General features: G+C 61.5%; 11 protein-coding genes. 1 reads left to right on the top strand and 10 read right to left on the bottom strand.

The genetic code is table 11. The features are described 5' to 3' along the window. Window positions 1-69: 69 nt before the first annotated feature. Genes ACLD1X_RS18015 through ACLD1X_RS18025 form a run of 3 tightly spaced genes read right to left on the bottom strand, consistent with a single transcriptional unit; the run spans window position 70 to window position 5,278 of the window. On the bottom strand, window positions 70-3,117 hold the full coding sequence (locus ACLD1X_RS18015) for an efflux RND transporter permease subunit (RefSeq protein WP_429369894.1): 3,048 nt from the start codon (window positions 3,115-3,117) through the stop codon (window positions 70-72). After that, a complete protein-coding gene (locus tag ACLD1X_RS18020) occupies window positions 3,114-4,178 on the bottom strand; it encodes an efflux RND transporter periplasmic adaptor subunit (RefSeq protein ID WP_429369896.1) in 1,065 nt (354 codons plus the stop codon). Before ACLD1X_RS18020 ends, ACLD1X_RS18015 begins: the two co-directional genes overlap by 4 nt. Beyond that, window positions 4,175-5,278: an efflux RND transporter periplasmic adaptor subunit gene (locus ACLD1X_RS18025; RefSeq protein ID WP_429369898.1), complete on the bottom strand. Its 1,104-nt coding sequence runs from the start codon at window positions 5,276-5,278 to the stop codon at window positions 4,175-4,177. Before ACLD1X_RS18025 ends, ACLD1X_RS18020 begins: the two co-directional genes overlap by 4 nt. Window positions 5,279-5,453: 175 nt before the next feature. Between ACLD1X_RS18025 and ACLD1X_RS18030 the strand changes: the two genes are divergently transcribed. Beyond that, the gene (locus ACLD1X_RS18030) at window positions 5,454-6,650 is read left to right on the top strand and encodes an AAA family ATPase (protein WP_429369900.1); all 1,197 of its coding nucleotides are present in this window, start codon (window positions 5,454-5,456) and stop codon (window positions 6,648-6,650) included. A 414-nt stretch (window positions 6,651-7,064) separates the two neighbouring features. Here ACLD1X_RS18030 and ACLD1X_RS18035 read toward each other — a convergent pair whose 3' ends face one another. The 7 genes from ACLD1X_RS18035 to ACLD1X_RS18065 form a co-directional block, all read right to left on the bottom strand. Next, window positions 7,065-7,847 (bottom strand): MetQ/NlpA family ABC transporter substrate-binding protein, encoded by a 783-nt coding sequence (locus ACLD1X_RS18035; protein ID WP_007972924.1) that lies wholly within the window; start codon window positions 7,845-7,847, stop codon window positions 7,065-7,067. Window positions 7,848-7,981: 134 nt separating this feature from the next. Next, window positions 7,982-8,923, bottom strand: coding sequence for a sigma 54-interacting transcriptional regulator (locus tag ACLD1X_RS18040; protein ID WP_429369903.1), 942 nt, complete (start codon window positions 8,921-8,923; stop codon window positions 7,982-7,984). Window positions 8,924-8,977: 54 nt separating this feature from the next. Further along, complete coding sequence (locus ACLD1X_RS18045) at window positions 8,978-9,559, bottom strand: alpha/beta hydrolase (protein WP_007972928.1); 582 nt, start codon at window positions 9,557-9,559, stop codon at window positions 8,978-8,980. Window positions 9,560-9,847: 288 nt separating this feature from the next. Beyond that, complete coding sequence (locus ACLD1X_RS18050; RefSeq protein WP_429369905.1) at window positions 9,848-10,249, bottom strand: ExbD/TolR family protein; 402 nt, start codon at window positions 10,247-10,249, stop codon at window positions 9,848-9,850. Window position 10,250: 1 nt separating this feature from the next. Next, window positions 10,251-10,976 carry a MotA/TolQ/ExbB proton channel family protein gene (locus tag ACLD1X_RS18055; RefSeq protein WP_429369907.1) on the bottom strand — a complete coding sequence of 242 codons (726 nt, stop codon included), beginning with the start codon at window positions 10,974-10,976 and terminating at the stop codon, window positions 10,251-10,253. Window positions 10,977-11,020: 44 nt separating this feature from the next. Continuing rightward, the gene (locus tag ACLD1X_RS18060) at window positions 11,021-11,830 is read right to left on the bottom strand and encodes an energy transducer TonB (RefSeq protein WP_429369909.1); all 810 of its coding nucleotides are present in this window, start codon (window positions 11,828-11,830) and stop codon (window positions 11,021-11,023) included. Window positions 11,831-12,089: 259 nt separating this feature from the next. Continuing rightward, complete coding sequence (locus ACLD1X_RS18065; protein WP_429369911.1) at window positions 12,090-14,450, bottom strand: TonB-dependent receptor; 2,361 nt, start codon at window positions 14,448-14,450, stop codon at window positions 12,090-12,092. Window positions 14,451-14,493 lie beyond the last annotated feature (43 nt).

A 14,493-nucleotide genomic window follows, 5' to 3' on the forward strand; every position in this document is an offset into this window, starting at 1 on the left:
GTTCAGGAATACTCGGTTCCCTGTGGGAGCGGGCTTGCTCGCGAATAGAGCGCGCAGCGCTCGCCTTTACTACGCCTGTTTCTTCGGCTCGCGAATCTTGTACCAGGCCACATACAGCGCCGGCAAAAACAGCAGCGTCAGCAAAGTGGCGATGACGATCCCGCCGATCATGGCGTAGGCCATCGGCCCCCAGAACACTTCCCGGGCAATCGGGATCATGCCCATGCTCGCCGCTGCCGCGGTCAGCAGGATCGGCCGACGCCGATGCTCGGTGGCCTGCACCACCGAGTCCCACGGCGTATAACCCTTCTGCTCGTACTCCTCGATCTGGGTCACTAGGATCACCGAGTTACGGATGATGATACCGATCAGCGCCAGAATCCCGAGGATCGCCACGAAGCCCATGGGCGTACCCGTAGGCACCAGCGCAAGCACCACGCCGATCAGCCCCAGCGGCGCGACGCTGGCCACCAGGAACAGCTTCTGCACGCTGTGCAGCTGGATCATCAGGAAGGTCGCCATCAAAAACAGCATCAGCGGCACAACCTTGGCAATCGGCCCCTGGGCCTTGCCGCTTTCCTCCACCGTACCACCGGTGGCGACCTTGTAGCCCGCCGGCAATTTGGCCGCGAAATCGTCGATGGACGGCTTGAGGATTCTCACCAGGTCGGTCGGCTGGATGTCATCGCGTATCGCCGCCTTGATGGTGATGGTCGGCAGGCGATCGCGACGCCACACCAGCGGCTGCTCCAGTTCGTAGCGCACCGTGGCGAACGCCAGCAGCGGAATCGACGTGCCGCCAGGCGTGACGATTTGCAGGTTCTGCAGGGTTTCCGGCGTTCCGCGCTCGGAATCCACCGCACGCCCGACCACGTTGATCAGATAGATGTCGTCATCGACCTGGGTCACCGTCTGGCCGCTGACGATGCTGTTCATCAGGTTGGCCACATCCTCGGAAGACAACCCCAACTGCCGCGCCTTGTCCTGGGCGATGTCGATGCGCAGGACTTTGCCCGGTTCGTTCCAGTCGTAGATGATCTCGCCGATGTGCGGATTCTTGTCCAGCTCGGTGGCCAGGTCGATGGCATGGCGGCGTACTTGGTCGATGTCCTTGCCGCTGACCCGGTACTGGATCGGACGCCCTACCGGCGGGCCCATTTCCAGTGCATGGACATAACCGCCGATGCCGACGAAGTCGTTGCGCAAGCGCTCGCTAAGCTTGTGCATCATGGCCTCGCGGGTATGGCCTTTGCTGACGATCACCAACTGCGCGTAGAACGGGTTTTGCAGTTGCTGGTCCAGTGGCAGATAGAAACGGATGGCGCCCTGACCGATGTAGGTGCTCCAGCGCACGATGTCCGGATCGTCCTTGAGCGTGGCTTCGAGTCGATCGACGGCCCGGCGGGTTTCGTCGATCGAGGCGTTTTGCGGCAGGTTCAGATCCACCAGGATTTCCGGTCGATCCGAAGACGGGAAGAACTGGTTCTGCACATAGCGCATGCCAAACACCGCCAGTACAAAGCACAGTACGGTGACGCCAATGGCCCACCAGCGATTGCGCATGCACCACAGCAGTCCGCCGTTGAACGCTTTGCCGATACGCCCGGGTTCGCCTTCATGGGGTTTCACGTTGGCGCTGAGAATGTGCACGCCGATCACCGGCGCAAACAGCACCGCCACCACCCATGACACCAGCATCGCACAGGCAATCACCGCAAACAGGGTGTAGGTGTACTCGCCGGCGGAACTGGCGTTCAAGCCGATCGGCACGAAGCCCGCCACCGTGACCAGCGTACCGGTGAGCATCGGGAACGCCGTGGAGGTGTAGGCGAAGGTCGCCGCCTGCTCCTTGGTCTCGCCCATTTCCAGGCGCGTGACCATCATCTCCACGGTGATCATCGCATCGTCCACCAGCAGGCCGAGGGCGATGATCAGGGCACCGAGGGAAATCCGCTGCATGGTGATGCCGCTGTATTCCATGAACACGAACACCATCGCCAGCACCAGCGGGATCGAGCACGCCACCACCAGCCCGGCGCGCACGCCAAGGCTGACGAAGCTGACCAGCAGCACGATCACCACAGCTTCGAACAAGGCACTGGTAAAGCCGCCGACGGCTTCTTCCACCACCACGGCTTGGTCGGAGACGTTATAGATGCCGACCCCCACCGGCAGGTCGGCTGTCAACTGATCGATACGGGTGTGCAAAGCCTTGCCGAACGCCTGGACGTTGCCACCGGTCTGCATGGCAATCGCCAGGCCGATGGCCGGTTTGCCGTTGAAGCGGAATTCCGGCGAGGACGGATCGACATAGCCGCGACTGATTTCGGCAATGTCGGCCAGACGATAGTAGCGGTCGTTGAGCTTGAGGTTGACCTCGGCCAGGTCTTTCTCCGAAGCGAACTTCCCTGAAGTTCGCACCGAAATCCGCTCCGGCCCGGCTTCGATGACACCCGCCGGGGTCACGGCGTTCTGCGATTGCAGGCTCTGCACCACCTGACGCTCATCGATGCCCAGCGCGGCGAGTTTGCGCGTGGAGAAGTTCAGGTACAGCACTTCGTCCTGCTGGCCGACCATTTCGATCTTGCCCAGCCCCGGCACGCCGCGAATTTCCATGCGGGCCTGTTCCACGTAATCGCGCAACTGGCGCATGGTCAGGCCGTCGGCGGTGAAGGCGTAGACCGACCCGAAGACGTCACCGAACTCATCGTTGAACGACGGCCCCTGTATGCCTTGTGGGAACTGGTATTTGATGTCGGCGATCTTTTTGCGCACCTGGTACCAGATTTCCGGGATGTCCTTGGCACTGGTAGTGTCGCGCAGATATACGTACACCGTGGACTCACCGGGGCGCGTGTAGCTTTTCACGTAGTCGAGAGAATCCAGCTCTTCGAGCTTTTTCTCGATCCGGTCGGTGATCTGCTTGAGGGTTTCCTCCTGGTTCGCCCCCGGCCATTTGCTCTGGATCACCATGGTCTTGATGGTGAACGAAGGGTCTTCTTCGCGACCCAGGTTGAAGTACGAGAACACACCCATCAGCAACGCGACGAACATCAGATACCAGATGAACGACTGATGCTTGAGGGCCCATTCCGAGAGGTTGAAAGGCCCTTTCATTGACTGTCCTCGTCGATTTTCACTGGTTGCCCCGGTTTGAGGCTGTTGACTCCGGCACTGACCACTCGCTCGCCGTTCTTCACGCCGCCGGCCAGCACCACGGTGTTGCCGGTGCGGCTGATCACGGTGATGTCACGGGGGGAGACGGTTTTGCTCTGCGCATCGATCACCCAGATGCGCGGTTTGCCATCGACCTCCTGCAGCGCGGTGACAGGCAACTCGATGCGCGGCTTGACCGCCGAACTCAAGGTGACGCTGATCGCCGTGCCCAGGCGAAAGGCGGCTGGCGTTTCGGCCAGGGTCAGGCGGGCGCGACGGGTGCGCGTGGCGCTTTGAGCCTGCGGTTCGATTTCGCGGATGACCGCCGTGGTGTTGATGCTCGGTTCGAGTTGCACCGCAACCAGGAACACCACATCTTTGGGCAGTTGATCGACCAGGGTATCGGGCAGGTCGATCACCGCTTCCTTGATGTCCGGTTGCGCCAGGGTCACCACTTGCTGACCGGCCGAGACCACTTGCCCGGCCTCGGCGCTCCACGCGGTAACCACGGCTTTATGATCGGCGCGCAACTCGGTGTAGCCCAGTTGGTCCTTGCTCTGGTTGACGGCTGCCCGGGCCTGATCGAGGGAGGCCTGGGTGGTTTTCAGGTCGGTATTGGCCGCGTCGAGTTGCGCTTGCGCGCCGACCCCGCGGTCAAACAAGGCTTGCTGACGCTGGGCAGTGGCCTTGGCGTTGATCAGTTGCGCCTGGATCTTCGACAGGTCGCCCTGAGCCGAGCGCAGTTGGTTCTGCTGATCGGAAGGATCGAGGGTGGCAAGCAACGTGCCCTTCTCGACCTCGGCACCGACATCGACTTCACGGCTGGCGATTCGCCCGCCCACGCGGAACCCGGTATTGCTTTCATAGCGTGCCTGGATACTGCCGGCGAAGCGGCCCAGGTCCTCTTCGTTCAAGGTCTGCACCTTGATCGACAGCACCGGCCGTACCGGTGCCGGCGGTGGTTCGCTTTTGGAACAGGCGCTCAGCACCAGCCCGATGGACAACGCCCATAAAGGCTTCATGGCTTGGCTCCCCAGGTCAGATCCTTGTAGGTGTTTTCGGCAATCTCGACTTCCATGTCCGGATGCAACAACTGCCCGCCCGCGACTATGACTTTGTCCCCTTCCTTCAACCCGTCGCTGATGATGACCTTGCCGGTCAGGTAGCGGCCGACCGTCACCGTATGCAGTTGGGCCTTGCCCTTGTCGTCGACAATCCAGACCGCAGGTTTACTGATGTTCTTGGTCAACGCCGACCACGGCAGCTCGATGGCCGCCTTGCCCGAGCCCTGGGCCGTGGCACTGACCACCGAGCCCAACTGCATGCCTTCAGGCAGCTTGTCGAGGCCGACCTTGACCTGCACGGTGCCCGATTGCGCCGACACCGACGGGGTGACTTCACGTACGGTGCCAGTGGTTTTGATGGCGGGGTTGTCGACCAGACTCAGGACAATGGTCTGATCCTTAGGCTTATGGGCCAGCAGCGATTCATAGACGTTGAACACGGCATCCCGGTCGCCGTCCCGGGCCAGGCTGAAGACCGGCATCGTCGCCTGCACCACCTGGCCGACTTCCGCCTGGCGTTCGGTAATGATCCCCGGCGCATCGGCAACCAGCGCCGTATAGCTCAACTGATCCCTGGCATTGGCCAACTGCGCCTGGGCTGCGCTCAAGGCACTCTGGCTGCTGTTCAAGGCCGCCTGGGCCGAGTCATATTCGCTCTGGCTGGTGTAGCCCTTGGGCAGGAGTTTTTGCTGACGCACGAACGCCGCCGCACTCTGTTTCACTCGCGCCTGTTCGGCGACCACTTGCGCCTGGGCAGAGTCGACACTGGCCTGCAGGTCCTTGGGGTCGAGGCGGGCGAGCACTTGCTTGGCGGTCACGCGATCTCCGACGTCCACCGAGCGCTGGATGATCTTGCCGCCCACACGGAAAGACAGCTCCGTCTGTACCCGCGCCTGGATGTCGCCTGTGAGGGTGACCGAAGCGGCGTAATCCGTTGGCTTGACGACTTGTACGAACACCCGCGGCAGGTATTCCTGCACGGGTTTTTTCTCCTCGCACGCCGTTAGCAGGGTGACGACACTCAAGGCCATTACTACTTTCAGTCCGGGAACCGCCATGCAAACTCCTTGGCCTTTTTTATGGACAACTCGACAGAGAGCTTAGAACAGGATTTCAACCTTGCACGTACGTCTTATGAAGAAAAAATTTGCCGCGCTTTACCCCTGAAACACTTGCCATAGACACCTGCGCATGCCTGACAATGAACCCCGGTCGACCCCCTCAGGAACCCACATGCTCAACACGCTCGCGGTGGCCAATTACCGCTCGATCAACAAACTGGTGATTCCGCTGGGCCGACTGAATCTGATCACCGGGCCCAACGGCAGCGGCAAATCCAACCTGTACCGTGCGCTGCGCCTGCTGGCGGAAACCGCCCACGGCGGAGTGGTCAATGCGCTGGCCCGCGAAGGCGGGCTGGATTCAACCTTCTGGGCCGGCCCGGAGACCCTCTCCCGGCGCATGCGCAATGGCGAAGTCGCCATCGAGCCCAGCGTGCGCCAAGGCGTCAAACGCCTGCGCCTGGGGTTTGCCGCAGAGGATTTCGGCTACTCGATCAGCCTCGGCCTGCCCGATTCCAACGGCCAGTTCATGCTGCCCGGGCGCACCACGCCGACACCGTCTTATTTCAGTCTCGACCCGCAGATCAAACGTGAATGCCTGTGGGCAGGCGCGTTCTATCGCCCGGCCAGTCTGCTGGTCGATCGTGACGGCCCGATGATCCGTGCTCGCGCCGATCGTCGCTGGGATGTGCTGGCGCAACACACGCCAACGTTCGACAGCCTGTTCGATCAGGTCGGCAGCCTGCGCAGCTCTCCGGAAGTACTGGAGATGCGCGAGTTCATCCGCCGCTGGCGCTTTTACGATCACTTTCGCAGCGATGCCGACGCCCCGGCCCGTCAACCGCAACTGGGCACCCGCACGCCGGTGCTGCATCACGACGGGCGCGATCTGGCGGCGGCCTTGCAGACGATCATCGAAATCGGTGATCCGGACGCTTTGCGGGCTGCGATCAGCGACGCGTTTCCCGGTGCGCGACTGCACATCGAACCGCTGGCCGGCGGGCGCTTTGCCATCGAGTTCTATCAGGAAGGATTGTTGCGCCCGCTGTCGGCAGCGGAGTTGTCGGACGGGACGTTGCGCTATTTGCTGCTGGTGGCGGCGCTGCTGACGCCCCGACCGCCGACGCTGATGGTGCTGAACGAACCGGAAACCAGCCTGCACCCGGATCTGCTGCCGGCACTGGCGCGCTTGATCATCCGTGCATCGGAGCAGTGCCAGGTGTGGGTGGTGTCCCATGCCCGGCGCTTGATTTCGGCCCTGCAGGAAGATCCGGAATGCAATTGCATCGTGCTGGAGAAGAATCTCGGGCAGACCGGGATTGTCGGGCAGCGGATGCTGGATGAGCCGGCGTGGTATTGGCCGGATTGAACGGCGCGTGATTTGACGGGAGATGGAAGACGTCTATTTTCCCCTGAACCGTAGGAAGGATCTTTTTTTCGAAACGCAGCTCCAAGGACGAACCACTTTTGGCCAGACTTCCGGCCACAACCTCACAAGGACGAGAACATGGCAGACGTACAACCACCGCAACGGCTGGATCCGCAGGACATTCTGAAACTCTTGATCGCCTTGCGCAGGGCCTTGGAGACCAGGGTAGCCTGACCTGACCCTGTGGGAGCGAGCCTGCTCGCGAAGGCGGCGTATCAGCAAACATCAGTGTCGATTGACACGCCCTCTTCGCGAGCAGGCTCGCTCCCACATGCAATGCGCACACGCAAAAAAAACGCCGACGCTATTGCCAGCCGTCGGCGTTTGAAACCTTGAAGGGGTTTACTTCGTGAATCAGAACGCTGGCAATACTGCGCCGCTGTACTTCTTCTCGATGAAGGCTTTCACTTCCGGGCTGGTCAGGGCCTTGGCCAGTTTCTGGATGGCAACGCTGTCCTTGTTGTCCGGACGGGCCACCAGGAAGTTCACGTAAGGCGAATCGGCGCCTTCGATCACCAGTGCGTCTTTAGCCGGGTTCAGACCCGCTTCCAGCGCGTAGTTGGTGTTGATCATGTCCAGGTCGACCTGATCCAGCACACGCGGCAGCATGGCCGACTCAAGTTCCTTGAACTTGAAGTTGTGCGGGTTCTTGGCGATGTCTTTCGGTGTGGCCAAGGCGTTTTTCGGGTCTTTGAGCTCGATCAGGCCAGCCTTCTGCAGCAGGATCAGGGCACGGCCGCTGTTGCTGCCTTCGTTCGGGATGGCAATGGTCGCGCCGTCTTTCAGCTCAGCCAGGGTTTTGACTTTCTTCGAGTAGCCGCCGAAAGGTTCGACGTGCACACCGATCACGGTTTCCAGGTGAGTGCCTTTACCTTCGTTGAAGCTCTTGAGGTACGGCAGGGTCTGGAAGTAGTTGGCGTCCAGGCGCTTCTGGTCGACCTGCACGTTCGGCTGAACGTAGTCGGTGAAGACTTTGATTTCCAGGTCCACGCCTTCTTTGGCGAGGGTTGGCTTGATCAGCTCAAGAATCTCGGCGTGTGGGACCGGGGTCGCGGCAACCACCAGTTTCTCGCCAGCCTGGGCCAGGCCCGCGGTCAGGGCAGCCGCCAGTGCGGTGAACAACAGAACCTTTTTCATGCAGTGTCCTTATCGAAAATCGCAGTCGCTTGTGGCGACGGCTTGAAAATGAGAGTGCCAGTGAAGTGCTATCGCTGGCGTGAAGCGGACAATACCGGGATTTTTTATTCCCGAACAATAACGTTTATTCAGCTTCATATTCCATTTTGTTCATACAGCAATCCGGTGCTTGCGAGCAATTTTTTCAAGGCGGCTTTCTCGGCATCGGTACCGCTGCCAAGAATCTGCTTGAGCTGCCGCTCGATCTGTCCCAGACCTTCATCGGGTAAATTCAAATGTTCCGGCAGGATCTCGTCGCCGGTACTCACCAACAGCGCGAAGTGAATGACATTTTCCAGTTCCCGGGTATTGCCCGGCCAACTGTGGCGTTCCAGAACAAGCTGCGCCGCTTCGCTGATCAGCGGCACCGGCAGGTCCAGGCGCTGGCTGTAGATGCCGAGGAAGTACTCCGCCAGCGAGAGGATATCCCCCACCCTCTCGCGCAACGCCGGCAGTTCGAGCGGGCCTTCGCTGAGGTAGCGATAGAGCCGCTCATGGAATTTTCCAGCGGCAACCGCCTGGGCCAGATCGATGCTGGTGGCCGCCACCAGACGCACATCCACCGGGCTCGGCTGATGGGCGCCAACGCGGGTGACTTCGTGGTTCTCCAGGGCGGCGAGCAGTTTGACCTGGATCGGTAGCGGCAGGTCGCCGATTTCGTCCAGGTACAGCGTGCCGCCATTGGCCGAGCCGAACCAGCCGGCACGACTGCTCGCTGAACCGCTGTAACTGCCCGCGGCGTAGCCAAACAGCTCGGCGTCGGCGTAGGTCGGGCTGATGGCACCGCAGTTGACCGAGACGAATAACCCGCCGCGATCGCTGGCGCGATGGATATGCCGGGCCAGCAATTCCTTGCCGGTACCGGTTTCGCCACGGATCAGCACTGATACCGAACGCGTGGCCAGTTGCTCGAGGTCTTCACGTAATTGCCGTGAACGCGGATCGACAAACACCAGCGCCTTGGCGCGAATGCTCAGGGGACTTTTTTCCGCATCGGGAAAGGTCAGCAGCGGCTGACCGAAGGTTTCAAAGCTCATGGCAGACTCCCGCCCAAACCGCCGGGAGACGGGGGCGTTAAATAAGGAAAGTGTTCAAGCGCGGCGCAGGGCGTGGTGTTCCATGCGGTTTTGCAGGCGATAGAGATAGGCAAAACCCTGCTCCCAGCGCTGGTGGCCGGACTTCACGTTGATATGCCCCGCCCCCGCCAGGATCCCCGCCTCGGCGCCCCAGTTACGCGCCAGCTCCAGGGCTCGCGGTGCGCTGACGGCACTGTCGTTGTCGGAGCTGACGACCTGGCTCGGGAAGGGCAGCAGGTCCGTCGGGATCGGTGCGAAGTTGCGCAAGGCCGGCGCGCAGGCCGGGCGTTCGACGTCCGCCGGTGCGACCAGCAAGGCACCGCGAACCTGACGCAAAAACTGCACAGGCGCGGTGGCAGCCCAATGAGCGACGGTGATGCAACCCAGGCTGTGGGCGATCAGGATGACCGGCGTGCTGTCGGCGGCAATCGCCTCGGCCAGCGCCGCGACCCAGTCTTCACGGCGCGGCGTCAGCCAGTCGGCCTGCTCCACCCGCGCGCTGTTCGGCAGGCTGTTCTGCCAGTGGCTTTGCCAATGATCTTCTGGCGATCCTTGCCAGCCCGGCACAATCAGGTAGCGAATTGATTCGTTGCGCATGGGGAAGCTCTCCTGCGTGTCTGTTCCCGGTCGAGTATAGGGAGGCGAGATATATTCGTTAAGGAATAAGAAGCTATTTGTTAAGACCTATATCGCATATGCAACTCGATCCAATGTGGGAGCGGGCTTGCTCGCGAAGGGGCCATCAGATCCAACATCCTTGTCGCCTGACACTCTGCATTCGCGAGCAAGCCCGCTCCCACAGGGGTACTGCTGCGTTGTGAAAATCGAGGCAAAAAAAAGGGGCCGCACCCTGCCAAGGAGACGGCCCCGGAAAACGAAAATCCGTTAACGCGCAGTAATCACCGACAGCCTGGTGATCCCGGCCCGCTCGATCGACGCCATGGCCCGCGCCACTTCGCCGTAATTCACACCATCGTCCGCCTGCAACTGCACGCGCACCTCGGGGTCCCTGGCCTTCGCCGACTTGAGGTTGAACTCCAGCAGATCCGGCTGTATCTCGTCCTTGTTGATAAACAGTTTGCCGGCACCGTCGATGCTCACCACCAGCGGGTCTTTCTGCTCCACCGGCGCCACCGCTTCGGTCTTGGGCAGGTTGATCGGAATCGCGTTGGTCAGCAGCGGTGCGGTGACGATGAACACCACCAGCAACACCAGCATCACATCCACCAGCGGCGTCACGTTGATCTCACTGAGCACCTCATCAGTGTCTTGCGTGGAGAAGGCCATATCAGGACGCCTCCTTCACTTTCTGCACGCTGCCCTGGGCTGCCGCCTTGTGCGCCGTCGGGTGGATCAGCACACGGAACGAACTCTTCTGCGCCAGGCTGTAGAAGTCATGGGCGAAGTCATCCAGGTCCGCCGCCGTCAGCTTCAAACGGCGCAAAAAATAGTTGTAAACCAGCACCGCCGGCACTGCGACGGCGATCCCCACGCCAGTGGCGACCAGCGCCGCGCCAATCGGCCCGGCGACCGTTTCCAGGCTTGCCGAACCCGCCGCGCTGATGCCCTTCAACGCTTCCATGATTCCCCACACCGTGCCGAACAGACCAATGAACGGCGAGGTGCTGCCAATGCTCGCGAGCACCGCCAACCCGGTTTCCAGCGACCGGCGCTCGCGCACGATCTGCTGGCGCAAGGCACGCTCCAGACGATCCTGATGATTGATCGCCTGGCTCAGGTCCGCCGCTTGCGGCGCCTCGCCCACCTGGATTGCCGCATAACCGGCCTGCGCAACCCGGGCTGCCGCTCCGGGCCGGGTTTCGCTCAGTTCGGCCGCCGAATCGAGACTCGAAGCGGCCCAGAACTGTTGGTGAAACTTTCGATCCTGTGCCTTGAGGCGACCGAACTGCACGCCCTTGAGCAATGCCAGCCCCCAGGTCGCGACGGAAAAAACCACCAGCAGCCAGATCACCGCGCTTTCGATGGATTCAAGTGGAGATGCCAGTAACGTCATGGTGTATTCCTCGTGTAAACGTTTCGCGCGAATTTGGTTTCGGTTTAATGAATCTTGAAATCGATGGGCACGCTGACCCAGCCGTCCTGGGCGACATCGCCTTGCTTGGCTGGCACGAAACTCCAGCGTTTCACCGCATTCAGCGCCGCTTCGTCCAGCGCATCGCGACCGCTGCTTTTCTGGATCTGGATCTCGCCGGGCTTGCCGCTGGCCAACACGTGCACGCGCAGCAGCACCGTGCCTTCCCAACCGCGACGCTGGGCCAGCGACGGGTATTCCGGCGCCGGGTTTTTCAAGTAGCCGGCCGTGGCGGAAGCCGGGGTCACAGGCGCGGGCGCCGGCGGTGCAGGTGGCGCCGGGGTCGCAACAGGCGCTGCCGGTTTCGCTGGCGCGGGAGGTTGCTCGACAGCTTTTGGCGCCGGTTTCGTTACCGGTTTGGCAATTGGCTTGGGCTTGGGCACCGGCTTCGGTGGAGGTGGCTTCACGGCCAGTTCGTCTTCCACCGGCGGTGGCGGCTCAACCACCGGCTGCACAGGTTGCGGTGGCACAGGCTCGACCACCGGTGGCGCCGGACGCGAGAACTCGATAGTCATCGGCGGAATCTGCGGCGGCACGACAGGCAGCACGGTGGTCGGCTGTTGATTGACCCAGTAAATCACCGCGCCATGCACCAGCAACGCCAGCACACCGAGCAGGATCGTCTCCCGTCGACTCAGGATGCCCTTGGGCGCGCGCTGCAAACGCAACTGGCCCAAGGGCACCCGGTGCGGTCGACCGAGGTCGACCAGTTCACCACCGGGTGCCTGGCGCCACAGCACTTCATGTGCACTGACGGCGGTCTGGACATTGCCCATTGCTTCACTCCCTGCGGTCTCTTTACGGATAACCCGAAACGTCGTGTGAACATCCCCCGACGACATCCCGGTGGAGAAATCATTGGCTGGAACGCTTAGTTCTTAAAGTAATTTTTCATGAGTTATTTAGATCAAAAACACATATACGAAACCCGTCGATCAGTGCCAGAGCCCGCTATTCAAGGGCTCTGGCCCGATGGCGAAAAACCGATGCCTTGCCTGCATTGAAAATATTCATCCAAGGCATGCTTTTCAGCCGTCAGAAGTCGTACCGACCGGTCACGCCCAGCGTTCGTGGCGTGCCGAGCAGGCCTTCATAACCGCCGTTCGCGGCCGCCCACAGCGTCGTGTAGTAGGTTTTGTCGAAGGCGTTTTTCAGCCACAACGAAACGTCCCACTGCCCCTGGTTGAAGTCGCCGCGCAGGCCGGTGGACAGGTTGACCAGCGCATAACTCGGGATCTGGCCGAAGTCGGAATCTTCCACCGTGCCCACCGCTTTGGAGCGGAACGCATAGCTGGCGGTGACGTACTCTTCGAAGCCGTTGCTCAGGTTCCACTTGTATTCGCCGTTGGCGTTGCCGATCCATTTCGAAGCCCCCACCACTTGATGCCCGGTGAGGTCGCAGGACGCCGGAGCGCCCGGCGCCAGGCTGACTTCCGGCGGGCACGGCGCATCCTTGTACGAGAGGTAGCTGACATCGTTGTACGAGCCGTTGAGGTTCAGCGTCAGGCCGCGCAACGGGATCAGGGTGCTTTCCAGCTCCACGCCACGGGAGCGCACCGAGCCGGCGTTGGTCAGGAACTGCACACGATTGACCTCGTCGAAGGCGTTGGTCTGATAGCCGTTGACCTGGGTCCAGAACACGTTGGCATTCAGCAGCAGGCGACGGTCCCACAGGGTGCTCTTGAAACCGAGTTCGGCGTTGTTGGCGCGTTCGGTGCCGATCAGCAGCGAATCGGGGCCGGCCACCAGCGCCGTACCGACAGCCAGATTGACCCCTCCGGATTTTTCGCCATGGGACAACGTGGCATAGGTGAGCAGGTCGTCGGTGAGGTGGTAGCTGAGGTTCAACAGGCCCGAGGGACTGGCGCTGTACTGGTTCAGATCGCCGGAATCGAAGGCCCCCGCACGAGCGCGTCGCGCCGCGGCCGCCGCACCGGTGACCGCGACACCACCGGCCGGTGCATCACGGGTCACCCGGGCGTTTTTCTCTTCATAGGTGCCGCGCAGGCCGGCGGTGAAATCCAGGCGCTCGGTCAGGTGCCAGGTGCCTTGGGCGAACAGCGCGAAGCTGTTGGTTTCGATATGACCGTTGCCGATGCTGTCGACGTTGTTCAGTGCACCGTTGGGGGTGCCGTTCCAGATGTCCGCTTGCGGGCCGTTGAAGGTGAAGGATTTGTTGTCCAGGTCAGAACCGAAGTAATAGGCGCCAAGCACGTAATCGAAGAACCCGCCGGTGGGTGATGCCAGGCGAAACTCCTGGGAATACTGTTTGTCCTCGACCGAAACGCCGGCGTTGAAGAAGGCGGACACGTTCAGGCCGTCATCGTTGCGCGGGGTGAAATTCCACCAGCGATAGGAGCTGATGGAGGTCAGGGTGAAGTCACTCGGCAGCGCCCAGTTCGCCTCGACCGAAGTGCCGCCCTGATGCACGGTGACCTGCTGGTCGTTGTTCAGGTTGACCTTACGGTGCGTGCCGTCGACCAGTGTCGCGCCCGCCGCATCGGCCCGGCGCTGGTAAAGGTTGATGCCATTGATGGTCGGCCCGGTGTTGAACAGCACACGGGTGCCGGCGCTGGAATCTTCTTCGTTGTAGTCGCCGATCCAGCGCAGGTTGAACGCTTCGTTCGGCTTGAAAAGCAATTGGGCGCGAAAGCCTTCGCGGGAGCCACCGTTGAGGTCATGGCCGTCGAATTCGTTCTTGATGTCGCCGTCGCTACGGGTGCGGTAGGCAGAGAAACGTCCGGCCAGCTCGTCATTCAGCGGCCCGGAAATCGTGCCCTTGGTCTGGAAATAACCATCCTCGCCCACCGACGATTCGATGCTGCGCTCAGGGGTAAAGGTCGGCGCGCGGGTGCTGATGTTGATCACGCCGGCGGTAGTGTTCTTGCCGAACAAGGTGCCTTGCGGACCACGCAGCACTTCAAGCTGCTCGATGTCCATCAGGTCGAACACCGCCATGCCCGGCCGGCCGAGGTAAACGTTGTCGAGGTACAAGCCGACACTGCCTTCCAGGCCATCGCTGGCCGGGTTGTTGCCCAGGCCACGGATCGACACGCTGGACTGGCGCGCATGCATGTAGGCGACGTTGACGCTGGGCACCAGTTGCTGCAAATCCTGGATGCGATAGACCCGCTGGGTTTCCAGTGTCTGGCCGCTGACCACGCTCATGGGCGTCGGCACATCCTGCGAGCTTTCTTCGCGGCGACGCGTTGTGACCGTCACGGTTTCCAGTTGCGTATTGCCGGCCGTGGCGGTTTTGGCGGAGGGGGTTTCAGGGGGGGTGCTGTCGGCTGCATAGCCTTGGGTCCAGCCGGCGCTGCCTGCCAGCAGCAGGGCCAGAGGCAAGCGCTTGAGCCGTTGGGGTGATGAGGTTTGAGCGAAGTGCAACGGACTCATAAGGCGGGGTTCCCGATCAGAAAAGTTCTTTGTCGCTTGGTAG

Source organism: Pseudomonas sp. 18173 (assembly GCF_050432945.1).
Lineage (GTDB): Bacteria > Pseudomonadota > Gammaproteobacteria > Pseudomonadales > Pseudomonadaceae > Aquipseudomonas.